Source organism: Arthrobacter sp. RT-1, from assembly GCF_003367205.1.
Taxonomy (GTDB): Bacteria; Actinomycetota; Actinomycetes; order Actinomycetales; family Micrococcaceae; genus Arthrobacter.
Map to the genome: position 1 here is coordinate 29,097 of NZ_QRGQ01000005.1, position 23,034 is coordinate 52,130.

The 23,034-nt window shown below is 65.4% G+C and carries 20 protein-coding genes; 10 read left to right on the forward strand and 10 right to left on the reverse strand.

Translation table 11 applies throughout. The features are described from left to right. Nucleotides 1–32: 32 nt before the first annotated feature. On the forward strand, nt 33–1,475 hold the full coding sequence (locus DXK94_RS05625; RefSeq protein ID WP_115524193.1) for an L-serine ammonia-lyase: 1,443 nt from the start codon (nt 33–35) through the stop codon (nt 1,473–1,475). Nucleotides 1,476–1,508: 33 nt separating this feature from the next. Here the strand turns inward: DXK94_RS05625 and DXK94_RS05630 are convergent, their stop codons facing one another. Beyond that, nucleotides 1,509–2,054, reverse strand: coding sequence for a TspO/MBR family protein (locus DXK94_RS05630; protein ID WP_115524194.1), 546 nt, complete (start codon nt 2,052–2,054; stop codon nt 1,509–1,511). 125 nt (nt 2,055–2,179) lie between these two features. On the opposite strand from DXK94_RS05630, the gene DXK94_RS05635 reads away from it, so the two are divergent. The 3 genes from DXK94_RS05635 (at nt 2,180) to DXK94_RS05645 (ending at nt 6,323) form a co-directional block, all read left to right on the forward strand. Continuing rightward, complete coding sequence (locus DXK94_RS05635) at nt 2,180–3,313, forward strand: peptidoglycan bridge formation glycyltransferase FemA/FemB family protein (protein ID WP_115524195.1); 1,134 nt, start codon at nt 2,180–2,182, stop codon at nt 3,311–3,313. A 123-nt stretch (nt 3,314–3,436) separates the two neighbouring features. Next, on the forward strand, nt 3,437–4,753 hold the full coding sequence (locus tag DXK94_RS05640) for a peptidoglycan bridge formation glycyltransferase FemA/FemB family protein (RefSeq protein WP_115524295.1): 1,317 nt from the start codon (nt 3,437–3,439) through the stop codon (nt 4,751–4,753). A gap of 67 nt (nt 4,754–4,820) precedes the next feature. Continuing rightward, nucleotides 4,821–6,323 (forward strand): threonine/serine exporter ThrE family protein, encoded by a 1,503-nt coding sequence (locus tag DXK94_RS05645; RefSeq protein ID WP_115524196.1) that lies wholly within the window; start codon nt 4,821–4,823, stop codon nt 6,321–6,323. Nucleotides 6,324–6,376: 53 nt separating this feature from the next. Here the strand turns inward: DXK94_RS05645 and DXK94_RS05650 are convergent, their stop codons facing one another. Both DXK94_RS05650 and DXK94_RS05655 read right to left on the reverse strand, forming a co-directional pair. Next, nucleotides 6,377–7,216, reverse strand: a complete 840-nt coding sequence (locus DXK94_RS05650; protein WP_115524197.1) for a siderophore-interacting protein — start codon at nt 7,214–7,216, stop codon at nt 6,377–6,379. A gap of 14 nt (nt 7,217–7,230) precedes the next feature. Continuing rightward, nucleotides 7,231–8,001, reverse strand: coding sequence for a uracil-DNA glycosylase (locus DXK94_RS05655; protein ID WP_115524198.1), 771 nt, complete (start codon nt 7,999–8,001; stop codon nt 7,231–7,233). Between the two features lie 140 nt (nt 8,002–8,141). Between DXK94_RS05655 and DXK94_RS05660 the strand changes: the two genes are divergently transcribed. From DXK94_RS05660 to groL, 5 genes are all read left to right on the forward strand, one after another. Beyond that, nucleotides 8,142–8,483, forward strand: coding sequence for a DUF3263 domain-containing protein (locus tag DXK94_RS05660; RefSeq protein ID WP_079597854.1), 342 nt, complete (start codon nt 8,142–8,144; stop codon nt 8,481–8,483). Nucleotides 8,484–8,530: 47 nt separating this feature from the next. Then, nucleotides 8,531–9,190 (forward strand): LytR C-terminal domain-containing protein, encoded by a 660-nt coding sequence (locus DXK94_RS05665; RefSeq protein WP_115524199.1) that lies wholly within the window; start codon nt 8,531–8,533, stop codon nt 9,188–9,190. 170 nt (nt 9,191–9,360) lie between these two features. Then, nucleotides 9,361–9,567 carry a cold-shock protein gene (locus DXK94_RS05670; RefSeq protein WP_015936110.1) on the forward strand — a complete coding sequence of 69 codons (207 nt, stop codon included), beginning with the start codon at nt 9,361–9,363 and terminating at the stop codon, nt 9,565–9,567. Further along, nucleotides 9,564–10,835 (forward strand): ABC transporter substrate-binding protein, encoded by a 1,272-nt coding sequence (locus DXK94_RS05675; protein WP_115524200.1) that lies wholly within the window; start codon nt 9,564–9,566, stop codon nt 10,833–10,835. Before DXK94_RS05670 ends, DXK94_RS05675 begins: the two co-directional genes overlap by 4 nt. A 288-nt stretch (nt 10,836–11,123) precedes the next feature. Further along, entirely contained in the window at nt 11,124–12,752 is a 1,629-nt protein-coding gene (gene groL, locus DXK94_RS05680) for a chaperonin GroEL (protein WP_079597850.1), read from the forward strand. Between the two features lie 145 nt (nt 12,753–12,897). On the opposite strand, the gene DXK94_RS05685 is transcribed toward groL, so the two are convergent. Then, nucleotides 12,898–14,217, reverse strand: coding sequence for an ABC transporter substrate-binding protein (locus DXK94_RS05685; protein WP_115524201.1), 1,320 nt, complete (start codon nt 14,215–14,217; stop codon nt 12,898–12,900). Between the two features lie 247 nt (nt 14,218–14,464). Here DXK94_RS05685 and DXK94_RS05690 point away from each other — a divergent pair, with 247 nt between their 5' ends. Beyond that, a complete protein-coding gene (locus DXK94_RS05690) occupies nt 14,465–15,532 on the forward strand; it encodes a ribonuclease HI family protein (protein WP_115524202.1) in 1,068 nt (355 codons plus the stop codon). 108 nt (nt 15,533–15,640) lie between these two features. Here DXK94_RS05690 and DXK94_RS05695 read toward each other — a convergent pair whose 3' ends face one another. From DXK94_RS05695 to DXK94_RS05720, 6 genes are all read right to left on the reverse strand, one after another. Beyond that, on the reverse strand, nt 15,641–15,928 hold the full coding sequence (locus tag DXK94_RS05695) for a WXG100 family type VII secretion target (RefSeq protein ID WP_079597847.1): 288 nt from the start codon (nt 15,926–15,928) through the stop codon (nt 15,641–15,643). A gap of 108 nt (nt 15,929–16,036) precedes the next feature. Continuing rightward, nucleotides 16,037–17,515, reverse strand: a complete 1,479-nt coding sequence (locus DXK94_RS05700; RefSeq protein WP_115524203.1) for a cell wall metabolism sensor histidine kinase WalK — start codon at nt 17,513–17,515, stop codon at nt 16,037–16,039. Between the two features lie 2 nt (nt 17,516–17,517). Then, nucleotides 17,518–18,228 carry a response regulator transcription factor gene (locus tag DXK94_RS05705; RefSeq protein ID WP_079597846.1) on the reverse strand — a complete coding sequence of 237 codons (711 nt, stop codon included), beginning with the start codon at nt 18,226–18,228 and terminating at the stop codon, nt 17,518–17,520. Nucleotides 18,229–18,415: 187 nt separating this feature from the next. Next, nucleotides 18,416–20,383, reverse strand: coding sequence for a collagen binding domain-containing protein (locus DXK94_RS05710; RefSeq protein ID WP_147294356.1), 1,968 nt, complete (start codon nt 20,381–20,383; stop codon nt 18,416–18,418). Nucleotides 20,384–20,833: 450 nt separating this feature from the next. Further along, nucleotides 20,834–21,334, reverse strand: a complete 501-nt coding sequence (locus DXK94_RS05715) for a DUF427 domain-containing protein (RefSeq protein WP_115524205.1) — start codon at nt 21,332–21,334, stop codon at nt 20,834–20,836. Between the two features lie 49 nt (nt 21,335–21,383). Continuing rightward, on the reverse strand, nt 21,384–23,030 hold the full coding sequence (locus DXK94_RS05720; protein ID WP_115524206.1) for a DNA repair helicase XPB: 1,647 nt from the start codon (nt 23,028–23,030) through the stop codon (nt 21,384–21,386). Between the last annotated feature and the right edge of the window lie 4 nt (nt 23,031–23,034).

Below are 23,034 nucleotides of genomic sequence, written 5' to 3' on the forward strand. Positions count from 1 at the left end.
CCAATCGCAGTGTTTTAGTAAGGATTTCCGTCATGGCTGTTGGTGTTTTTGATCTCTTTTCGATTGGGATCGGGCCTTCGAGTTCCCATACTGTGGGTCCGATGCGGGCTGCTGCTGTGTTTGCGGAGGAGTTGAAGGCTTCCGGGGTGCTGGCGGAGGTGGCGGGGTTGCGGGTGGATCTGTATGGGTCTTTGGCTGCGACCGGTCATGGGCATGGGACGATGACCGCGATTTTGTTGGGGTTGGAGGGGTTCCATCCGGAGTTGATTCTGCCTGATGAGGTGGAGGCCCGGCTGGCTGGGATAGCGGAGACCGGTGTGCTGCAGCTTGCCGGGGCGGTGGCGTTGCCGTACGGGGTGAAGGACATGGTGTTGCGGCCGTTGACTGTGCTGCCGCGGCACACGAACGGGATGACGTTCACCGTGACCGGTGCCGAGGGCACGGTGCTGCATTCGGCGACGTTTTTCTCGGTCGGTGGCGGGTTCATCGTGCGTGAGGGTGAGGAGGACGCGGCGCAGCAGGAGCTGGAGGAGTCGAAGAAGGAACTGCCGCTGCCGTTCCGCACCGCCGCCGAGCTCCTGGAGCACTGCCGGGAAACCGGGCTGGGCATCAGCGATGTCATGCTGGTCAACGAGAAGGCCTCCCGTCCGGAGGAGGAGATCCGCGCCGGGCTGCTGCATATCTGGTCCGTGATGGAGGACTGCGTGGCGACGTCGTTGAAGCGTGAGGGGGTGCTGCCGGGCGGGCTGAAGGTCCGACGGCGGGCCCCGGACTGGTACGAGCGGCTGAAGAAGGAAAGCTCACGCCTGGAACCTGGCACCCCGGACAGTGACGGCCAGACCCAGGACTTCCATGACCCGAAGTACTGGCAGGAGTGGGTGAACCTGATCGCGCTGGCCGTGAACGAGGAGAACGCCTCGGGCGGGCGGGTGGTGACCGCGCCGACCAACGGCGCGGCCGGGATCATCCCGGCGGTGCTGTTCTATGCGCTGCATTTCGCCCCGGGCATGGACCAGGCCGGCCAGCAGGACCGCGACGACGTCGTGGTGCGGTTCCTGCTGGCGGCCGGGGCCGTGGGGGTGCTGTACAAGGAACAGGCGTCGATCTCGGGGGCGGAGGTGGGCTGCCAGGGCGAGGTGGGGTCGGCGTCGTCGATGGCGGCCGCGGGCCTGGCCGAGGTGATGGGCGGGTCCCCGGCGCAGGTGGAAAACGCCGCTGAAATCGCGATGGAGCACAACCTGGGCCTGACGTGTGACCCGATCGGCGGGCTGGTCCAGGTCCCGTGCATCGAACGGAACGCGATCGCCGCCGCGAAAGCGATCAACGCCGCGAAAATGGCGCTCTGGGGCGACGGAACCCACCGCGTCTCCCTCGACGAGGTCATCATCACCATGCGCGAAACCGGCAAGGATATGTCCTCCAAATACAAGGAAACCGCCATGGGCGGCCTCGCCGTCAACGTCGTCGAATGCTAGCCCCAAGGGCCGCAGTCCGTTGTGGACCGCTCGCTAATTGTGGGCGGCGGCCCACCAGTTCAGCGTGGTGGCGAAAACCAGCCACGCCACGTACGGCAGCAGGAGCAGGCCGGCCGTCCTGCTGATGGGGCCGAACTGCAGGACGGTGAGGGTGACGGCGGCGATCAGGGCCAGGATGATGGCCAGCGCCAGCCACAGTGCTGCGGGGCCAAGCGTGGGATACAGGCCGAAGAAGACCGGAGTCCAGGCAAGGTTGAGGCCCAGCTGGATGCCATAAACAGTCAGCGCGGCCTTTGTCCTGCTGGTCCGTTTCCGCCACACCAGCCACGCAGCAACCGCCATTGCCGTGTACAGCACGGTCCACACCGGTCCAAAGACGCCGTTGGGCGGCGACCAGGGCGCTTTATCCGCTGTGGCATACCAGCCGTCCACGTTGTTGACGGTGGCCAGTCCACCCAGGGCGGCAACCAGGAAGGACGCCGCCAGGAAGGCGGCCAGGGCTGCCACCTGGACTCCGGCGCTGTACGCCCGGGCGCTTCCTTCAGGCAGCGGCACCAACTGTTCCCGGTTTGGCTGCATCCTCCCACCCTTGCGAACGCCCCTGCCGGAGTCAAGGCGTGGGCCCTACGGAAACATCGCCGCAGGCTGCACATCCGCCTGCGGCGGAAAGCCGGGACCGCCGCAGGCTTTAGACTTGAGGCTGCATGTCCGCACGCAGCTACGAGTACCGAAACCGCGCATCAACCCGATTGGACACGGCCCCCTTGCGAGAATTCACCGCACGTTTTGCCACAGCCGAGGAAATTGAAAACTGGGACAAGCACGTCACGGCCAATCCGAACGGCGGCAATATGCTGCAGTCGGCGGCCTACGCGTCGGTGAAGAACGGCAGCGGCTGGAAAGTCCGGTTCCTCGTGCTTGAAAGCCCGGGAACCGCCAGTTACAACCTGGTGCTGGAAAAGAAGTTCCCCGTGCTCGGCCGGCTGTGGTATCTCATCAAGGGCCCCGACCTCGCGGCGGCAGACGACCTGAAAGCAGCCCTCGACGCCTGTGCCGCGTTTGCCCGCAGCCGCAAACTGAACATCTTCACCATCAAGGTGGAACCGGACATCATTGACTCCAGCGATGCCCAGGCAAAGATTGCCGCCGCCGGACTGGTCAAGGCACCCAACATCCAGTCCAACGATTCCACCGCACTGCTGGACATCTCCCAGCCTGAAGAAGCCGTCTTCAAAGCCATCTCCTCCCGCGCCCGCAACGCCATCCGGCGTGCGGAACGGGAAGGCTGCGAGGTGGTCCGCAAGGAACATGGCCCTGAAACGTACCGGGCACTCTACGACCTGATGGCGGACACTGTTAAGGCCAAGGGGTCCATGCCGCTGCGCAGCTACGACTACTACGCCGCGTTCTGGGATGAGTTCTGCGACCGCGGCCAGGGGCACTTCTTCTTTGCCTACGAGGACGGGAAACCCAGCGTCGGCGCCTTCGTGATCAACTACGGCGCCAAGGCAACCTATAAGGACGGCGGGTCCACGCAGAACCGCAAGCAATACGGCGATTCACACCTGGTGCAGTGGACGGCCATCCGCCGCATGCAGGAACTGGGCTGCACCGAATACGACTTCTGCGGCACACCGCCGTCCTCCCGCATCAAGGACAAGAGCCACACGCTTTACGGCATGGGGATGTTCAAGACCAGCTTCACCAAAACGGTGACCGACTTTGTGGGGTGCCACGACTACGTCCTGGCTCCCCTCCGGCACAGGCTGTGGGTCAAGGGCGCTGAACGGGTGTTCCGCCGGATTGAAATGGCACGGACCGGCCAGCAGTTCTACTGACCACACGCCGAACCCCAGGCCGTCCTGGAGATCAGCCACACCGCGGCTGCGCCGCCGCCCGAACACCGTCCCGCCCCGCGACTGCCCTGCAGGCCGGAAAGAGATATGAAGAAGGTAATTCCCTTGACTCCAGTTCCTACCGCCACAGACCTTGAATTCGCGGTCCTCAGCGATGCCGACTTTGAGGCCTTCGCCCTGAAGCATCCGCAGAACAGCTTCCTGCAGTCCGTCGACTTTGCCCGGTTCCAGCGCGCCCGCGGGCAGCAGGTGGAACTCTTCGGAGTCCGGCGCGACGGCGAACTGGTGGCGGCCGGGAAGCTGAACTTCACTACCACCCGCCTGGGATACACGGTGTGTGAATGCGCCAAGGGCCCCCTGATGGACTACGACGACCCCGAACTGGTGCGCGCCGTCGTCGAACTTCTCCGCAAGCGGGCCGGCGAACGCAAGGCCGCGGAACTGCGGATCTCGCCGAACCTCAAATACATTGCCCGTGACGAGGACGGCGCGGAACACCCCGAGGTGGAAGACAACCGGCCCCTGGTGGCCCGGCTCGAAGGGCTCGGGTTCCAGCACCAGGGCCTGGACATGAACTTCGTCAACGTGAACTGGATGTTTATCAAGAGCCTCGAAGGCATTCAGGACGCGGAGGAGCTCATCATGGGCACCAGCTACCGCACCCGTAAAGCCATCCGCAAGGCAGAGAAGAATGGCGTGTTCCTGGAACAGGCCACTCTGGACGCCCTTGATGATTTCTACGGTGCCCTCAGCCACGCCGGCGACGAAAAGGGTTTCGTGTACCGCGAACGCGCGTACTACGAGCACCTGCTGCGCACCACATCACCCGAGTTCACCAAACTCATGATGGCCAAAATCGACATCCCGGCCTACCGCAAGTCCATCACAGACCGCCTGGCCGCCGAGTCAGCCACGGCCGCGGACCTCCGCCGCGAGGTGGAGGAGACGGGCAGCAAGAAGAAGGCCAACCGGCTCAAGGTGGTCCAGGACCTCGTGGACAGCTACGAACGCAGCCTGAAGGACATCGAACGCTTCCCCGACTCGGTGGGTGTGGCCACCGTGGCAGCCATCCACTTCGTCTGCTACGGCGACGAGGTGGTGTGCGTCATCGGCGGCACCGTCCAGGACTACATCTACTTCAACGGCGCCACCTCGCTGTACTGGGGCATGATGCTGCACGCCCTCGAAAAGGGGTATCCGCGCTACAACTTCTACGGGACATTCGGGATCTCCGGGCAGGACCAGGAAGGCCACGGCGGCTACGCCTTCAAAAAGGGCTTCGGCGGCGAGGTGGTCCAACTGGTGGGCGACTTCGTGCTGCCCGTCCGGCCCGCCGTCTTCCACGCCAACCGGCTGGCCCGCGCGGCCGCCGCAGCGGCCCGCACATTGCTGGGCAAGCTGCCCGGAAGGCGCTCCGCCTGACCGGCTGCCTGCACCAGCCCACTGATCACACAACCGAACAGTTCACCTGCATTGGGAGGAGGGAACCATGACAGACCTGCCCGAACACCCCGGGGCCGGGTACCCCAAAGGCAGGCCGCACACTGACGGCCTGCCCAAGACGGAGCCGCTGACTCCCGCCCAGCTGAGGCAGAACGCCGCCGCCAAGAGGATGCTGCGCCGGCTGGTCCAGAGCGAGAACCCTCCGACGGCGCCGTTGAGCATCGTGGACCGCCTCGCCGGCAGCCCCTACGCCAACCCCACCATCCAGGTGGGCGGTGTGGACACGTCCGCCCGCAAGACCCTGGACTTCGCCCTGCACCTCGCCGAAACCATGTTCCGGTACGGGGCCGGTGCCCTCGAGGTGGAGACCAGCATCATCGCCGTCACGGCCGCGCTGGGACTGAAGAACATCGAGGTGGACATCACCAACCAGTCCGTGGGCATCAACTATGCGCCCAAGGACCAGACGCCGATTGCGCTGCTGCGGGTCGTCCGCTCCTGGACCAACAACTATGCCGGACTGGCCAAAGTGCACCAGCTGGTGACCGACATCGTGGCCGGGGGAGTGGGCCGCGATGAGGCCATCCGGCGGCTTAACGAGGCCATTACCAGCCCCAAACCGTTTCCCCGCTGGATGGTCACGGTGGCCTTCGGCATTTTCGCTGCCGTGTTCGTGGGCGTCCTTGGAGGCGGGCCGGTGTCGTCGGCCATTGCGTTTGCGGCCAACATCGGCGTGAGCCTGCTGGCCCGGCAGCTGGGGCGGTGGCGGGTGCCGGACTTCTTCATCACGGCCAGCTGCTCCTTCGTGGTGACCCAGCTGGCACTGCTCCTCTGGCAGTTCGGGCTGACCACGTCGCCGGCCATCGTGGTGGTGGGCGGCATCCTGCTGCTCCTGCCCACGGGCCGCCTCGTTTCCTCCGTCCAGGACGCCATCAACGGCTTCCCGGTCACGGCGGCCGGGCGGTTCCTTTCGACGCTGCTGACGTTCGGCGCCATCGTGGCGGGCATCGCCGTGGCCTTTGTGGTGGGCGAACTGACCGGCATGGAGCGGATCGATGTCACCCAGACCTTCCCGCCCGCCTACGACCTGTGGGTGCTGATCATCTTCGTGGCCGTGGCCGTGATGGCCATCGGCATTACCGAACAGACCAGCTGGCAGCTCCTGCTGCCCACGGCAGCCGTGGGCGTCGCAGGCTACCTCGTCCTGCTCGGCGGCGGCCTGCTGGGCATCGGGGACCGGTTCTCGCCCGCTCTCGCCGCCGTGGTCATCGGGCTGCTGGCGCGCGTCGTGGCGCTTCGGATGGGTGCACCCCAGCTGGTGGTTGCGGTGCCCGCCGCGCTGATCCTGCTGCCGGGCCTCACCATCTTCCGGTCCATGTACGTGCTCACGGTTGAAGAGTCGGAAATCCTGGTTGGTGCCGGGAACATGCTGAGCGCCGGTGCGATCGTCCTGGGCACGGCGGCAGGCATCGTCCTCGGCGACACGCTCGCCCGGCCGCTGACCAGGAGCCTGGCCAGCAACGAGCGGCGCCGCGCCCGCCGCCGCTAGTCATACTTCGGCGGCGCTGTCGCACCGCCGTGGCCAGTCCCGTGGGGGACGCGTCAGATCTGCCCGACCGGCAGTTTCTTCTCGGCCTGGAAGGCGTCCTCCACCCGGTCCTGCGCCCAGTAGCCGGACAGCGACACCTGCCGGCGCTCCAGGCCCCGCTGCGTGAAGAACACGTCCCGCAGTGCCTTCATGTAGCCGCGCTCACCGTGGGCGAAAACGTCCACCGTTCCGCCGGGCCATTCGGCATCCGCTACCGCCTTGACCAGCAGGTCACTGGAACCTGCCGGGACGCCGTTGCGGGCCAGCCAGGTGATCTGCACCCCGGCCGGCGCGGCAATCAGCTGGATGTCGGCGTCGGAATCCACCTCCAGGAACGCCAGGCCGGTGGCCTCCGGCGGCAGGGCTTCCAAGGACGCCGCGATGGCCGGCAGTGCCGCCTCGTCGCCGGCAAACAGGTACCAGTCGGCGTCCGGGTTGGGGTTGTAGGCGCCGCCCGGGCCGGTGAAGGTCAGTGCGTCGCCTGGCTGGGCCTTGGCCGCCCAGGGGCCTGCCAGCCCTTCATCGCCGTGGACCACAAAGTCGATGGCCAGTTCGCGGGCCGCCGGATCAACCCAGCGGAGGGTGTAGGTGCGGGTATAGGGCCACTGTTCGCGCGGCATGGTCTCCCGGATGGTCCACAGGTCCAGGGGCGCGGGGTATTCCACTCCGGGCTGCGGAAAAACGATCTTGACGTACCGGTCCACGAAGCCGTTGTTGACGAAGTCCCCAAAGCCTTCCCCGCCTGCGACGATCCGGACCATGTGCGGAGAAAGCTCTTCCCTGCGCACTACTTCGAGGTTGATCTGCGGACGGGTCTTCTTGCTGGCGCTGGTTGCTGCGGGAACAATGCTCATAAGGCAAGCCTAAGCTAAGGGGCCGGCGGCAGTTCCCAGGTTACGTCCAGGGCGCCCTGCTCCCGCAACAGTTGATTCACCCGGCTGAAGGGGCGGGAGCCGAAGAAGCCGCGGGAAGCGGACAGCGGGCTCGGATGGGCGCTGGACACAATGGGTGTGCGGCCCAGGAGCGGGCGGACCGACTCGGCTTCCTTCCCCCACAGCAGCGCAACCAGGGGCACGGGCGACCCGTCCGGAGAGCGGCGGCCGGCAACAGCGGCGACGGCCGCCGTCGTAATTTTCTCCCAGCCTTTGCCGCGGTGGGAACCTGCCGACCCGGCACGCACCGTCATCACCCGGTTCAGCAGCAGCACCCCCTGCTCCGCCCACGCGGACAGGTCGCCGTGGACCCGCGCCGGAATGCCGAGGTCATCCTCCAGCTCCCGGTAGATGTTGGCCAGGCTGCGGGGGATGGGCCGGGTGCGCTTGTCCACGGAAAAGGAAAGGCCCACGGCGTGACCCGGCGTGGGGTAGGGATCCTGCCCCACCACGAGGACTTTCACGCCGGCCAAGGGCTGGCGGAAGGCGCGCAGGACGTTCGACGGCGACGGCAGGACCTGGTGCCCCGCCGCGACTTCTGCGGCCAGGAAGGAAAGGACCTCCCGCAGGTCACCTTCCACGCCGGCCAGCGCGTCAGCCCAGTCTGGCGCCACGAGGTCTGCCAGCGGACGCTGCGCAAGCCCGGCAAAACCGATGGCGTCGGCTGGTTCACGCTCCAGTTCGAACAAGGCGTCTGATTCAAACATCGTCCCATTCTTGCAGGGGAACGCCGCCGGGATGGTTGTCGCGTTGCTTCCTTGCCTGGACCCGGGCGCAAATGACAACGCTGTTATTCGTCCGTAGCATGGGGGTAAGACATTTGCCCCTACCAGCGGAGGAGTGTGCCGTGGCGGAACCGGCCCGGGAACACATGCCCGGACATGTGCCGGAGCAGGAGCCGCGGAACCAGCTCCTGGCCGATTTCACCCTTCGGGACTCGCCGCTGGGTGAGCGCGAGCAGCAGATGCTTGCCCTCGAGCGGCAGTGGTGGAAGTACGCCGGAGCCAAGGAACAGGCCATCCGCGAGCTCTTCGACCTCTCCGCGACCCACTATTACCAGCTGCTCAACGCGCTGATCGACAGTGAGGATGCCCTGGCGCACGATCCCATGCTGGTCAAGAGATTGCGTAGACTACGTACGTCTCGCCACCGTGCACGCACCGCACGGCGCCTGGGGTCCGACGCCTAGGACGCCCCACGCCCTTCAGCAGCAATCACCAAGGATGTCCTTCCACCATGACCAAATACGCCCGCGATGAATTCGACAAGGTCCCCGAGAACTCGTCGCGCCAAGGTGTCCACCGCACGGCTTCCGCCCCGACCCGGGTGCGGCTGTGGCCCATCCTGGCGGTGGGTCTCGTGGCCCTGGCCATTGGTGTGGTGTCCTTCCTGATCCTTCCCAAGATGGGCTTCGGCGGTACCGGCAGCCAGGCGTCAAGCCTGGCCGCCAGCCCGCTGGCGGACACCGGCGCAACGCAACCCGCCGCCCAGGAAAGCCCGGCAGAGCCCTCCGCCAACACAACACCCTCCGCCGAAGCTGTGCCGTCCGCCTCGAACGAGCCCTCGCCCAGCGCCGAGGCCGAAGCTGAGCCCACTCCCTCGGCCGATGCACCGGTTTTCCTGGACAGGACCCAGCCGGTAGCCGTCTACAACGCGGCTGGGACGGCGGGATTGGCAAGCCGCGTGGGCGGTACGGTCCAGGCGGACGGCTGGACGCTTGGACAGGTGGGCAACTGGACCGGTGCGCCGCAGCAGGGCTCCACCATCTTCTACTCGGGTGCCGGCCAGCTGGCGAATGCCCAGGCGCTGGCGGAACTGCTGGGAGTGCCCACCCTGGTGAGCAGCACGGAGTTCCAGGTGCCGCTGGTTGTGGTGCTGGGTCCGGGCTACCGGTAGGGGCATTTTCTGTGGCGCCGGTCACGCCTCAGTAACGTTTGCCGCCCCTGCTCCACGCTGACTGCGGCGCCGTCCCGGCATTGGCTAGAGTGAAATTCAGGCTTCGTTCCGGGGCCAGGCAGCAGACAGCGGCGCGGTTTCCCCGGTCTCAACGGAAAGAGTTGGTCATCATGGCATTGGGAACCGTCAAGTGGTTCAACGCGGAGAAGGGCTACGGCTTCATCACCGTGGACGGGTCCGGGGACGACATTTTTGTCCACTGGTCCGCCATCCAGGGTGAGGGCTACCGTGCACTCGACGAGGGCCAGCGGGTGGAGCTCGAAGTCGGCGAAGGCGAGAAAGGCCCCCAGGCCGAAAGCGTCCGGCCAGCCGAGTGAAGCCGCTGTTCCGCCCCGCCGCCCGGATCCGTCCGGCGCTTGCCCTCTCCCTGTGCGCCCTCCTGGCCGCGACGGCGTGTTCCGGCGTGACCGGCAATGCGCGCGTCGAAGCAGCGGAGGCGTCCGGGGACGGCATCCTGCGCGTGGGCCTGGTCCTGGACAACACCGGTGACAGCAGCTTCCTCAACGCACCCCAGCTGGCAGCGGCCAGGCTCGCAGTCAAGGACATCAACGACGCAGGCGGCCACAAGGGCCGGCCCGTGGAGCTCCTCCCCGTCGCCACGGACCAGGACGCGGCAGCCCAGGCGCACGCCCTGGTAGCCGGAAAGGCCGACGTGGTGATCGGGCCCACCGATTCCAGCAACGCCGAAGCAACCATCGACGTCCTGTCCAGGGCACGCACGCCGCTGATCTCACCGGCCAACACTGCGGCGGGCCTCACCGGCACCGACTCCGGCGGCTACTACTTCCGGACAGCGGCCGCGGACGTGGCCCAGGCTCCCGTCCTGGTCAAACTCGCCAAGGATGCCGGCGCCGCCACTGTCACCGTGCTGTACCAGGAGGGCTCCTACGGCAAGGACGTTTCGACGGCTGTTTCCGACGCCGCTGAGCAGTCCGGACTCAACGTTGCGGCGACGGAGGGGTTCACGCCGGGGGAGGCCGGCGGAGCCGCCGGTGAGGCAGCGAAAGCCGCATCCGATGCGGTGATCCTGATTGCACGCGAGGGTGCGCAGGGCGCGTTGGCAGAACTGAACAATGCCGGAGTAGCCGGGGACCGCATCATCATCAGCGACGGCGCCTTCGCCCGGTACGGGTCCACGCTGGGCGCCAGGGCACTCGACGGCGCCCGCGCGGTGGTTCCGGGGCAGCTTCCCTCCGCGGGATTCCAGGAGCGGCTGCTGGCCGTCGACGGAAAACTGAAGGACGTATCGTTCGCGGCCGAGACATACGACGCCGTTACCCTTGCTGCCCTGGCCGCCGCCAGGGCGGAGGATGATGCAGGCCGCTCCGTCACGGCGAACCTGATCAGCGTGTCCGGGGGAGTGGCTGGGGCGCAGGCCCCCGCGGCTGCTGCCTGCGCCTCTTACAAGGAATGCCTGGCCGGACTGGCATCGGCGGGCGTCATAAATTACGACGGCGAATCCGGCCCGGTCGCGTTTGACGACAACGGAGACATCACCACGGCCAACTTCATGGTGTTTACATACGGGGCCGACAACATTCCCGCGCCCAGCGGCCGGGAGACAGCGGGCCGCGCCGCGAGCTGATCGCCCTCGGCGAATACCAGGGCGGACTGCCGGTTGGGGGCCTCTTTCGCTTGCACTCTCACGTGGGGAGTGCTAATTATTGAGTTAGCACTCTGACGTACCGACTGCTAAAGCAAGGCCTGGTTCCGCCGGGCGGCGCACGGCAGCGGTCGAGGAGCGAAGAAACACCTAACTGGAGTGAGATCCCCACCCGGAGGCGTACAGAGGCCACCGGCAAAGGATCGTCCGTCGCGGGCACTGCAGCGAAGGTTCAATCTTAACGACTGTCCCGAAAGGACTACTGCCGTTATGGCCAAGATCATTGCATTTGATGAAGAGGCACGCCGCGGCCTTGAGCGGGGCCTGAACACCCTCGCCGACGCCGTTAAGGTCACCCTCGGCCCGCGTGGACGCAACGTCGTCCTCGAAAAGAAGTGGGGCGCCCCCACGATCACCAACGATGGTGTTTCCATCGCCAAGGAGATCGAGCTGGACGATCCCTACGAGAAGATCGGCGCCGAGCTGGTCAAGGAAGTTGCCAAGAAGACGGATGACGTCGCAGGCGACGGCACCACCACGGCTACCGTGCTGGCACAGGCCCTGGTCAAGGAAGGCCTGCGCAACGTTGCTGCCGGCGCCGACCCGCTGTCCCTCAAGCGCGGCATCGAGAAGGCCGTTGAGGCCGTCACCGCCGAGCTGCTGAACTCCGCCAAGGAAATCGAAACCAAGGAAGAGATCGCCGCTACGGCCTCGATCTCCGCAGGTGACGACGAAATCGGTGCCCTCATTGCCGAAGCCCTGGACAAGGTTGGCAAGGAAGGCGTCATCACGGTCGAGGAATCCAACACCTTCGGCCTGGAGCTGGAACTCACCGAAGGCATGCGCTTCGACAAGGGCTATATCTCCGCCTACTTCGTCACGGACGCAGAGCGCCAGGAAACGGTCCTCGAGGACCCGTACATCCTGATCGTCAACTCCAAGATCTCCAACGTCAAGGAACTGGTTGCTGTCCTGGAAAAGGTCATGCAGTCCAACAAGCCGCTGCTGATCATCGCCGAGGACATCGAGGGCGAGGCCCTGGCCACCCTGATCGTCAACAAGATCCGCGGCACCTTCAAGTCCGTGGCCGTCAAGGCCCCCGGCTTCGGTGACCGCCGCAAGGCACAGCTCGCCGACATCGCCGTCCTCACCGGCGGCCAGGTCATTTCCGAGGAAGTCGGCCTGAAGCTGGAGAACGCCGGCCTCGAACTCCTGGGCAAGGCACGCAAGGTTGTTGTCACCAAGGACGAGACCACCATCGTCGAGGGTGCAGGCGACGCCGACCAGATCGCCGGCCGCGTTTCCCAGATCCGCGCCGAGATCGAGAACTCCGACTCCGACTACGACCGCGAGAAGCTGCAGGAGCGCCTGGCCAAGCTGGCCGGCGGCGTTGCAGTCATCAAGGCCGGTGCCGCCACCGAGGTTGAGCTCAAAGAGCGCAAGCACCGCATCGAGGACGCAGTGCGCAACGCAAAGGCCGCTGTTGAAGAAGGCATCGTCGCGGGTGGCGGCGTGGCCCTCATCCAGGCCGGCGCCAAGGCATTCGCCAACCTGCAGCTGTCCGGTGATGAAGCAACCGGCGCCAACATCGTCCGTGTTGCCATCGACGCTCCGCTGAAGCAGATCGCCTTCAACGCCGGCCTCGAGCCGGGCGTTGTTGTTGACAAGGTTCGCGGCCTGCCCGCAGGCCACGGCCTGAACGCAGCCACCGGCGAATACGTCGACCTGCTGGCTGCCGGCGTCAACGATCCCGTCAAGGTGACCCGCTCTGCCCTGCAGAACGCGGCCTCCATTGCCGGCCTGTTCCTCACCACTGAGGCAGTTGTGGCCGACAAGCCCGAGAAGAACGCCGCTCCCGTTGGCGGCGGCGACGACATGGGCGGCATGGGCGGCTTCTAGCCTTCCTGCCGGGACCTGTCCCGCTGATACGACAAATGCGGCCCCCTCTGCGGAGGGGGCCGCATTTGTCTTTTATGCGGTCAGCGGTTGCCGTACGGTGTGGTGGTCCGGCACTGCCTGGTGGTCCGGTGGTGCAGTGCCTTTGCTACTTCCTGGCGCTGGACAGCATCCCCTCGACTTCCTTCTTGAAGGCCTCCGCCGCAGCCTGCGGGGTGAGGCGGTCGTACAGCACTTCATCCGTGTAGCGCTTGATCACGTTTTGCACGCTGCCGGCCCCTACCGGCGGAACCGGCGGTGCTTCCTGGATGTCAGGTGAAATGTCCTTGAGGAAGGACACGACGGTGGTGTCCGCAGGCTTCAGCGCAGGAGTAATGCTGTCAACGATCTCCGGGTTGGTGGGCACGCCGCGGTCCGTCATCAGGATGCTGCCGGCCTCCGGGCTGTTGGTGAGGTAGTTGATGAAGGTCGCAGCCTCCTCGGGGTGCTTTGAGCGCGACGAGGCGGACCAGAACATGGTGGGCTTGTAGTACATGCCGTTCTTCGCGGCCGAGCCGTCGACACTTGGTGCGCGGAGCATCTTGATGCTGCTGCCGGTGGTGGCTTCCAGCGAGCCGAGCTGGTTGGTCCACCACCAGGCCATGCCCACCCGGTTGGTTCCGAACAGGCTTTCCTCCAGGCCGGCCCCCGAGTCCTCAGTGGCCACCGTTGCCGGCGGGCTGGCCTTCGAGTCCCGCTGCTCCTTCAGCCGCTCCCAGAAGGATGCCGCCGTCGCGGTATCAAAGTCCAGCTTGCCGTCGCTGGAGTACAGGTCCTCGCCGTGCTGCCGCAGCCAGATGATCAAGTCAGCTTCGTTGCTGCCGTAGGCGGCGCCGTAGTTCTTTCCGTCACCGGCAGCGCTGATCTTCGACGCCGTTTCCATGAACTCGTCCCAGGTCCAGGTGGTGTCATCCGGGACAGGTACGTTCGCTGCCTCGAAGACCTTCGTGTTGGCCATAATGACGTAGGCGTTCTGGCCCGTGCTGAGCCCGTACTGCGCGCCGTCGTACTGCCCTGAAGCCAAGGCCTCCTTGTCCAGCTTGGAGGTGTCGATGCCGTCCTGCTTGGACAGATCCAGCAGCGCCCCCCGGCCGCCGTACTCGGCGATGTACTTCTGGTCCATCTGGATCACGTCGGGAGCATCGTTGGCGGCCGTTTTCGTGGCCAGCTTGTCCCAGTAGCTGCCCCATTCGCCGGGCTCGGATTCGATGTTGATGTTGGGGTGCTCCGCCTCGAAGGCTGCGATGACCTTTTCGGTCTGCGCGTTGAGGTACTCGTTGCCCCACCAGGCGAACCGCAGGGTGACCTGCTGATTGCCGCCTGACCCGCCGGTTCCGCCGGAGGCGCCACAGCCGGTAGCGAGGATGGAGAGGGCCAGGGCCGCTGCGCCGAGCTGGAACTTGCGCCGGCTTACAGTCCGAATCGTCATTGATGTGCCTTCCTGGTACCGCCTCCCGGCAGGCCGGCATCCGTACCGCCGCCTGAGAAAGCGTTTTCTCATTTCAATAAGAGCGATTGTTCCCTGATCCTTTCCTTCCGTCAAGAACTTTCGGTAACCGCTTTCCCGGTTATTGGGCATAGGCGAGGGCAGGACCAGCCCGGGCGCCTCCCGTGGGGCTGCGGGCGATCTGGCAGCAAAGGCCCGCATTGTGGTCCAGGTCTGGCAGGATGGACCGGTGACGATTACTGCAGCGGCTGACGGTTCGGCCTTGGGAAACCCGGGCCCGGCCGGCTGGGCCTGGTACGTAAATGATGATTGCTGGCGCGCCGGCGGGTGGCCCCACGGGACCAACAACCAGGGCGAACTGATGGCTGTCCTGGACCTGTTCCGGGCCACCGCCCACCTCCCGCAGGAGGACTTGCGCATCCTGTGCGACAGCCAGTACGTCATCAACTCGATCACCAAGTGGATGCCGGGGTGGAAGCGCAAGGGCTGGCGCAAGGCTGACGGGAAGCCGGTCCTGAATGTGGAGCTCCTGAAGGAACTGGACCGGGAGCTTGCCGGCCGGAAGTACACCTTCGAGTGGGTTAAGGGGCACGCCGGCCATGAACTGAACGAAGCGGCGGACGAGCGCGCCCGGGCTGCGGCCACCGCCTACCAACAAGGCGTTGCCGCGCGGTCCGGCCCCGGGTTTCCAGGCTCCCATCTGGTTGCGGCGGCTGGCCATGATGCACGTGGAGTGCCCGCTGCTGCCGCTGCTGCAACACAGCGGGCGGCAGAAATGCCCCAGGCACCAGCCGTCAGGGCAACAACCCCTGGAACAGCCACCCGGACAACCGCCACCCGGACAACCGCCACCCGGACCGCAGACATCCCGCCCGCCGCAGGTCCGGACGAGCTTGACCTGTTCAGCCAGCTGGAAACCGACCCCTTCGACGTCGCGGACGCGCAGAAGCAGGCCCCCTCGCCTGAAGCCCTGGTGGAGGAGCTGGAGCGCGAACTCCTGGGGCCGCTGGTGCGCGGCGACATCGGGCGGACAGCTGTTCTGCTGCACCCCGACTTCATGGAGATCGGCAGCTCAGGGCGCGTCTGGACGCGTGACGCCATGATGATGGCACTGGAAGAGGATCCCGGGGAACGGACAGACATTGAAATCCTGGGGGTGGACCGCATCGGCACGGGTGCCGTCCTGCTGACATACCGGAGCTTTGCCCGGTCCGGCACCACCCTCCGCAGCTCCCTGTGGGTCCTTGACGGCAACCGGTGGCGGCTGAGGTTCCACCAGGGAACACCCGAAGCGTAGCCGGCCCGCGCTCCGGCCCGGGCATCGCCGCCGCTGTCCTGCGCCGCCACTGTCCTGTGCCGCCGCTGTCCTATGCCGCCGCTGAGGATGGTGCGGGCCGGCAGCCCCTCAGCTGAAGCGTTGGGTGTTGCCCTGCTCCGCCTGCACGTAGGTTGCGGCGGCCGATGCCAGCGCCGCGTTGATGGAAGCCAAAGATGCCTCCACCCTGCCCTGGGTGAGGGTCCACTCGGCGATCAAAGCCTGGAAGGTGGTGGCTGCCGAACCCCGCCAGGAGCCCTGCAGTTCGTCCAGGCCGTACTTCATGGCCTGGACATCGGCGCTGATCCTGTCCACTGTTGCCTGCACGTTCGCGGACTTCAGCTGAAGCAGTTCGGTATCGACGGAAATAATGCTCATGGCAGTGCCTTTCGCTGAGATGGGCAGCGGTGCGCTTCCCTGCCCGGCTGTTCCGGGCTGCTGCAACGAGCCTATGGATGCGCCTGTTGCCCCTGCCACGCGCGGAGGCTATATGTGGATAACCTCGCCGTCGCTGCCTTGGGCGTCCGCCCGCTCCGGCGGGTCGCCGCGGTAGGGGAGGCTGACCACAAGGGTGGCGCCGCCGCCGTCGGTGGTTTCCACCCGCACGGAACCACCGTGGGATCCCACGATCGCAGCCACAATGGCCAGGCCCAGTCCGCTGCCGCCCGTTTCCCGGGTCCGGGAGGTGTCTGCCCGGTAGAAACGCTCAAAGACCTTGGACGCATCCTCATCGGAAATGCCCGGCCCGTGGTCGCGTACTTCGATGATGGAGCGGGCTTCCCCGTCCACGGTCCGCACCCCCACCGCAAGTTCAATGGGCGAGCCCTCGGGGGTGTAACGCAAGGCATTGCCCACGAGGTTGCCCACCACCTGGCGGAGCTTGGCTTCGTCGCCCAGGACCGGGGCCGGAGTGGCAGTCCCGCCGTCGAGCCCGGTCAACGAAATCACCCGCGAGCGGGCGCCCGCCTTGGTGTCCACCACAGCATCGTGGGCAACCAGCTGCAGGTCCACGGGCTTCTGCTGGAGCGGGCGCTGCTCATCAAGCCGGGCCAGAAGCAGCAGATCCTCCACCATGGATCCCATGCGCTTGGCTTCACTTTCGATCCGGCCCATGGCGGTTGCCACATCCTCGTCCGTGGTCAATGCCCCGTGGCGGTACAGCTCGGAGAAGCCGCGGATGGTCACCAGCGGGGTGCGCAGTTCGTGGGAAGCATCGGCGGCGAAACGGCGCATCCTTGCCTCGGAAGCGGTGCGCGCCGCGAAGGCGGTTTCGATGTGGGCGAGCATGGCGTTCAACGAACTGCTGAGCCGGCCGAGCTCGGTAGCCGGGTTTTCCACCTCCACCCGCCGGGACAAGTCGCCGGCAGCAATGGCGGCCGCCGTTTTCTCCACCCGCGCCAGGGGCCGGAAGGACCGGGAGACAGTCCAGCTCGCAATCAACGAGGCCAACAGGAGCGTGAGCAGGCCCACCCCGATGACCACCAGCGTGGCGTGCTTGAGGACGTCATCCACGCTTTGGAGCGGCAGCCCAATAACCACGACGGCGGGACGGTTGTTGGCGAGGACCGTTACCGCAACCACCCGCCAGTTCTCGCCGTCAGTGCCCCTCACCTGGTAAGGCATTTCGTCGCGCGACTGGGCCTGCTCCACCGACATGGAGCTGATATCGGGACCGCCCCCGTCGGTGTCCCGGCTGAGGGGGAAGGGCTCCTCGTCGGGCACAAAAAGCGTCAGCGAATAGTCGGTGGGAACCCTCGGGCTGGGCGCCTGCAGCTGGGTGAAGGAACCCTGCTCTTCGGCGAGGCGCACCGCGGCATTCAGCTTGTCATCGACCTGTCCCTGCAGGAAGCTGTGCAGCAGCGCCAGGGTGCCCGCACCGGTCACCGTCAGCGCCACGATCAGCAGGGCCATGATCATGGCCACCAGCTGCGTCCTGAGGGAGGACGACTTCCACCGCTCCAGCAAGGTCAGCGCTTTTCTGCCGTCCGCAGCACGTAGCCCACGCCGCGCTTGGTCTGGATAAGTGCCGGGGCCTCGGGATCGATGTCCACCTTCCGGCGCAGGTAGGAAATGTAGGACTCCACAATGGACGCATCGCCGTTGAAGTCGTACTCCCACACGTGGTCCAGGATCTGGGACTTGGACAGCACACGGTTGGGGTTCAGCATGAGGTAGCGCAGCAGTTTGAACTCGGTGGGGGAGAGCTCGATGACGGTGCCGCCGCGGCGGACCTCGTGGGCGTCGTCGTCGAGTTCCAGGTCGCCGACGCGGATGACGGCGTCGTCGTCCAGCAGGGGCTGGGTGCGCCGCAGGACAGCGCGGATCCGGGCCACCACTTCGTCGAGGCTGAAGGGTTTGGTGACATAGTCATCCCCGCCCACCGTGAGGCCGGTGACCTTGTCCTCGGTGTCATCCTTGGCGGTCAGGAACAGCACCGGGAAGTGCTTGCCCGATGCGCGGAGCTTGCGGGTGACGGTGAACCCGTCCATGTCCGGAAGCATGACGTCCAGCACGGCCAGGTCGGGGGTGTGCGTATCCGCAGCCGCCAGGGCATCCCGGCCGTTGGCCGCCGAAACCACCTCGAACCCTGCGAACCGCAGCGAGGTGGACAGCAGCTCGCGGATGTTGGGTTCGTCGTCGACAACGAGGAGCTTCGCTTCTGGGCCGTTCTTGTTCATGCTCCCATCATGCTCCCAGTCTCTGGGAGTTGTCTGGATGCAGGATGAATGTTTTATGGACGACGACGAACAGGGGACGTGCCGCGCACAAGGCAGGATCCGCGGCCAATACGCCGCGGACCCTGGCCTGTCAGTACTGCATTCGTGATGGGTCGAGCCCGGGGCTTGACCCATCGTCACAATGCATCTATTGAGGGATGTTCACATTCGAATCGTGATTACCGTAGCTCTTGTCGCCATAGGTGGCTCCACCCAAGGCGCACAGCTGAGCGGAGGTAAGCCCCGATGGGGACGTACCCAGTGAGGTCTTGTCCTCACCGTCCACGGTCACTGTGCTTGAGTACAACGAGTTGTCGGCTTCCTTGCAGACCAGCACGATGATCTTGAAGTCGCGCGGATCTACGAACGTGAGGGACACAGTCCCGCCGGCGCCCACAGTCGCAAGTTGAGCAGTTGCGGTGTCATGCCCTGCAGGAGTCGTCGTTTCAACCACCCAGTAACTGCCCTGGACAATGTTCAGGAACGAGCAGGTGCCCGCGTCCGTCGTCGTGCAGGTGAATGCCGTTGCCGCGTCTTCGGCGCCAGGCCCTGTACCACCGGTAGGTGCGGCATCGGCGTACAGCGTGAAGACAGCACCGGCGAGCGGAACGCCGGGAGTGTCGTCATCGGTCTTCAATACATTGATGCGTCCCCTCTGGCTGTTCGTGAACGTGCACTTGACCGTCTCACCGGCCGCTGCGACGAACGTGGCCGTCCGTGTTGCCACATTGCCGGTGCTGTTGGAGTCGTCGCAAGCGATTCCTGTGAGATCGAACCCCGGCGCCGGGTCGGTTTCCGTCGCCGTGTACGTGCCGGGCAGGATGCCTGCTGCTGTCAACGTTTGACCGTCACTGATGGATCCGTTCAGCCCGGCAACATCACTCGTAAAGGCGAACGTTCCTGCCGTCCCGTCAGGAACAGTCTGCTTCTCCACGATGATGGTTGCGCGGGCGGTGTTCGTGTAAGTGCAGTCGACGCTGCCCTGGAAGCCGAGCGTGATGTTGATGGTTGCGCTGGTGCCTGATTGTGCCGCAGAGGTCCCCGTGCCCGTCACCGTACAACTGATACTCGTCAGATCCCACCCTGCAGGAAGGCTGTTTTCGGTGATGGTGTAGGAACCGGGCTGGAGGGCCGAGCCGTAGTCGCGAAGGCCGCCGCTGCTGAGGGTGAAGGTGGCGGGAGTCAAACCGCCGGTAGTGGTGTAACCGAAAGTTCCATCGCCGCCCACTGTAGCCTTACGGATCTTGATGGAGCCGCACTTGGAGAAGTTGAGCGGTACAGGGGCGATGAAGTCTTTCAGCGCTGCGGTGAAAGAGTCCGAGGAACGGCTCTTCAGATATGCACCGCTGAACGTTTCACAGGTATTCGCCGGGATGATGTTGGAATCAGTCAGGTTGATGGCTGCCTCGCCGAAAGTGCGCACGCTGAGGCTGCGGGGAGCGTCAGGGTTGATCGGATCTACCACCGCTTCCGTGTTGATGGACGCTTCGAAGTTCCCGTCGAGGGGTTGGACTTTGCCCCAGCAAGGAACAGTATTCGACGCTTCACAAACCGAAGCCGGGGCGCCCGTAGTCGTCCACAGATGGTAGCCGAGCACGGGAGTAACGCCGCCCTGGGCAAGATCATACTTAATCAGGACATCACCGTCACTGCGGACAGGGGTGACGCCATTGGCGGAAACAGCGGCGGACTTATTGAACTCGAAGTCCATGTTGGTGGTGCCGTTGGGCTCCTGGACCCGCTCCCAGGCCAAGTAGGCGTAATCCTTGCCGTTGGCTTCGGTCTTCAGTTTCGAATAAAAGCGCGTCAAATCGCTCTTGTTGTTTGGGACCTGGCCTGAGACGACAGTCGGCACGGGGGTGTCTTCCTTGGTTCCCTGTCCGAACGAGTTGTCCTGTTGGCCTGTGGGCAGGTCCAGGCCGCAACCAACAATTGTGCCGGTGCAGCTGATCGCCGCATTGGCCCAGTCGTCCTCAACGCCATTCACCAACAGGTTTCCGTCACCGGCGTCGAAGGGGCTACCGGGCAGGTTTGCCTGTGCCGATGTAACGCCGGAAAGGATTAAAGCCAGACAAGCGATTCCTGCACCCCAACGGGCGCGCGTAATGTTTTTCATGGGTGTGTGCTCACTTCAGAGTGGCGAATGATGTTTCGGAACAGGCAGGTGACCTGCGCCGGCGAAATCCCCAGCATCTCCCCAATATTTGATCGGCCGTGACCCGCGCAGAGGGGCCCGGCCGGACTACTCCTGTCGTCGCTTCCTGACATAACGGAGTCGGTTGGGCAGCACGAAGCCAGCGGTCATTGCTGGTTGTGGGCCGGGGCAAAGGATGGTCGATCTGCGCATGTGAAGCCGTGTTCTACGAAACGGACCAGGCCGTCAGCCAAGCCCTAAAGTCCCGATCTGAGTTCGGGACCTGTTACCTATATGTAACCCAGCGCTCTGACCGTACTGCCGGGAAAGTGCACGAACAATGTCGTCATCAACTCTTTGCGGTTTCCCGCAGTCTGCGCCTTTTCCCAAGTCGTTATGCTGCACGGACACGGCAGGTAGGAGTCCGCGGGTTCACCAGCCCATGGTCCCCGGCTCTCCCTTGAACGGACCCACCACCCGGTCTGTGATCCAGCCGCCGTAGAAGCCGCCGGCCTGCGGACGCACGCGCTCGCCGTCCACCTCGCAGGAGTCCATCCTGCCGGGGTAGACCGCCACACGGTCTGCCAGGTCCCCGTATCCCCCGACGGGCTCGGGGTAGAACCAGGCCGCCCTTTCCGCTACCGCGCTGCCGCCCCGGACAGTGAGGTAGCGGGCTGAACCTTTGAACTCGCAGAAGCTGCTTCCGGGCGCAGGCCCCAGGGCTCCCGGGATGAACGAGGAACGGGGCACGTAGTAGACGGGAGGATGGCTTGTCTCAAGGACACGGAGGGAATCCGTGGTGTCCAGGATCAGTTCCCCGCCCAGAATGATCCTGATCCGTTCCCGGCTCGGCTCGACGCGCGGCGGACGGGGGTAGTCCCAGACCGACTCCTGGCCTGGCAACGGAATGACCGGACGAATTTTCGGACGCATGCCTCCCAGTGTGCACCCATGGCGTGGCCGATGGGGCCGCGGTGCACACTTAGCCGGGCTGGCCCACGTCCTTGGCATCCATGATCCGGTACGCGTAGCCCTGCTCGGCAAGGAATCGCTGGCGCTTCGCGGCGAATTCCTGGTCCAGGGTGTCTCTGGCCACCAGGGAGTAGAAGCGGGCCGCCCGCCCGTCCTTCTTGGGCCGCAGCAGCCTGCCCAGCCGCTGCGCCTCCTCCTGCCGTGATCCAAAGGAACCGGACACCTGGATGGCAACCGAGGCCTCCGGCAGGTCAATGGAAAAGTTGGCAACCTTGGACACCACCAGCGTCTGGATCTCGCCGGCCCGGAAGGCATCGAAGAGCTTCTGGCGCACCTTCACCGACGTGTCACCCTTGATCACCGGTGCCTGCAGCCGCGCGCCGAGGTCGTCCAGCTGGTCGATGTACTGCCCGATCACCAGCAGCTGTTCACCCGCATGCCTGGCCACGAGCTCCTCCACCACCAGGGTCTTGGATTCGGAGGTGGAACACAGCCTGTACTTGTCAGCGTCCTCAGCCATGGCGTAGGCAACCCGCTCGTCCTTCGGCAGGTCCACCCGGACCTCCACGCAGTCGGCCGGGGCGATGTACCCCTGGGACTCGATGTCCTTCCACGGCGCGTCATAGCGCTTGGGTCCGATCAGGCTGAACACCTCGCCCTCCCGGCCGTCCTCCCTGACCAGGGTGGCGGTGAGCCCCAGCCGGCGCCGGGCCTGCAGGTCCGCTGTCATCCGGAAAATCGGCGCCGGCAGGAGATGGACTTCGTCGTAGATGATCAGGCCCCAGTCATGGCCGTCCACCAGCTCCAGGTGCGGATACAACCCGCCGCGCTTGGTGGTGAGGACCTGGTACGTCGCGATGGTCACCGGACGGACTTCCTTCACCGCCCCGGAATACTCGCCGATCTCGTCGTCCGTCAGGGTGGTGCGCTTCAGCAGTTCGTCCTTCCACTGCCGGGCTGCCACGGTGTTCGTGACCAGGATCAGGGTGGTGGTTGATCCCGTGGCCATCGCCGCTGCCCCCACCAGCGTTTTGCCGGCTCCGCAGGGAAGCACCACCACGCCGCTGCCACCGGCCCAGAAATTCTCGCTGGCCAGTTGCTGGTAGGGCCGCAGCTTCCAGCCGTCCTCGTTCAGGGCGATCAGGTGCGGGGTGCCGTCCACGTAGCCCGCCAGGTCCTCAGCGGGCCAGCCGATCTTGAGCAGGAGCTGCTTGAGCTGTCCGCGCTGGGAGGCGTGCACCACCACGGTTTCCCCGTCGATCCGGGGCCCCAGCAGGGGCTGGATCTTCTTGGCCCGGATCACTTCCTCGAGGACCGGATAGTCGTCCGTCCGCATGACCAGACCGTGCTGGGGGTCTTTTTCCAGGCGCAACCGGCCGTACCGCGACATCGTCTCCTCGACGTCGATCAGCAGCGAATGCGGCACCGGGAACCGCGAGTACTTCAACAGCGTGTCGAGGACCCTCTCCGCGTCGAGGCCGGCGGCGCGGGCATTCCACAGTCCGAGCGGCGTCAGCCGGTAGCTGTGCATGTGTTCGGGGGCCCGTTCCAGCTCGGCGAACGGGGCAATGGCGTGCCGCGCCTCGGTGGCCAGCTCATGGTCCACCTCCAGGAGGATGGTTTTATCGCTCTGGACAATCAGGGGTCCGTCGTTCACGCGG

What these genes read in the sequence shown, in the direction of transcription:
- DXK94_RS05625 (WP_115524193.1), top strand. Translation starts at nt 33, where the DNA reads ATGGCTGTTGGTGTTTTTGATCTCTTTTCGATTGGGATCGGGCCTTCG.
- DXK94_RS05630 (WP_115524194.1), bottom strand. Translation starts at nt 2,054, where the DNA reads ATGCAGCCAAACCGGGAACAGTTGGTGCCGCTGCCTGAAGGAAGCGCC.
- DXK94_RS05635 (WP_115524195.1), top strand. Translation starts at nt 2,180, where the DNA reads ATGTCCGCACGCAGCTACGAGTACCGAAACCGCGCATCAACCCGATTG.
- DXK94_RS05645 (WP_115524196.1), top strand. Translation starts at nt 4,821, where the DNA reads ATGACAGACCTGCCCGAACACCCCGGGGCCGGGTACCCCAAAGGCAGG.
- DXK94_RS05650 (WP_115524197.1), bottom strand. Translation starts at nt 7,216, where the DNA reads ATGAGCATTGTTCCCGCAGCAACCAGCGCCAGCAAGAAGACCCGTCCG.
- DXK94_RS05655 (WP_115524198.1), bottom strand. Translation starts at nt 8,001, where the DNA reads ATGTTTGAATCAGACGCCTTGTTCGAACTGGAGCGTGAACCAGCCGAC.
- DXK94_RS05665 (WP_115524199.1), top strand. Translation starts at nt 8,531, where the DNA reads ATGACCAAATACGCCCGCGATGAATTCGACAAGGTCCCCGAGAACTCG.
- DXK94_RS05670 (WP_015936110.1), top strand. Translation starts at nt 9,361, where the DNA reads ATGGCATTGGGAACCGTCAAGTGGTTCAACGCGGAGAAGGGCTACGGC.
- groL (WP_079597850.1), top strand. Translation starts at nt 11,124, where the DNA reads ATGGCCAAGATCATTGCATTTGATGAAGAGGCACGCCGCGGCCTTGAG.
- DXK94_RS05685 (WP_115524201.1), bottom strand. Translation starts at nt 14,217, where the DNA reads ATGACGATTCGGACTGTAAGCCGGCGCAAGTTCCAGCTCGGCGCAGCG.
- DXK94_RS05695 (WP_079597847.1), bottom strand. Translation starts at nt 15,928, where the DNA reads ATGAGCATTATTTCCGTCGATACCGAACTGCTTCAGCTGAAGTCCGCG.
- DXK94_RS05705 (WP_079597846.1), bottom strand. Translation starts at nt 18,228, where the DNA reads ATGAACAAGAACGGCCCAGAAGCGAAGCTCCTCGTTGTCGACGACGAA.
- DXK94_RS05710 (WP_147294356.1), bottom strand. Translation starts at nt 20,383, where the DNA reads ATGAAAAACATTACGCGCGCCCGTTGGGGTGCAGGAATCGCTTGTCTG.
- DXK94_RS05715 (WP_115524205.1), bottom strand. Translation starts at nt 21,334, where the DNA reads ATGCGTCCGAAAATTCGTCCGGTCATTCCGTTGCCAGGCCAGGAGTCG.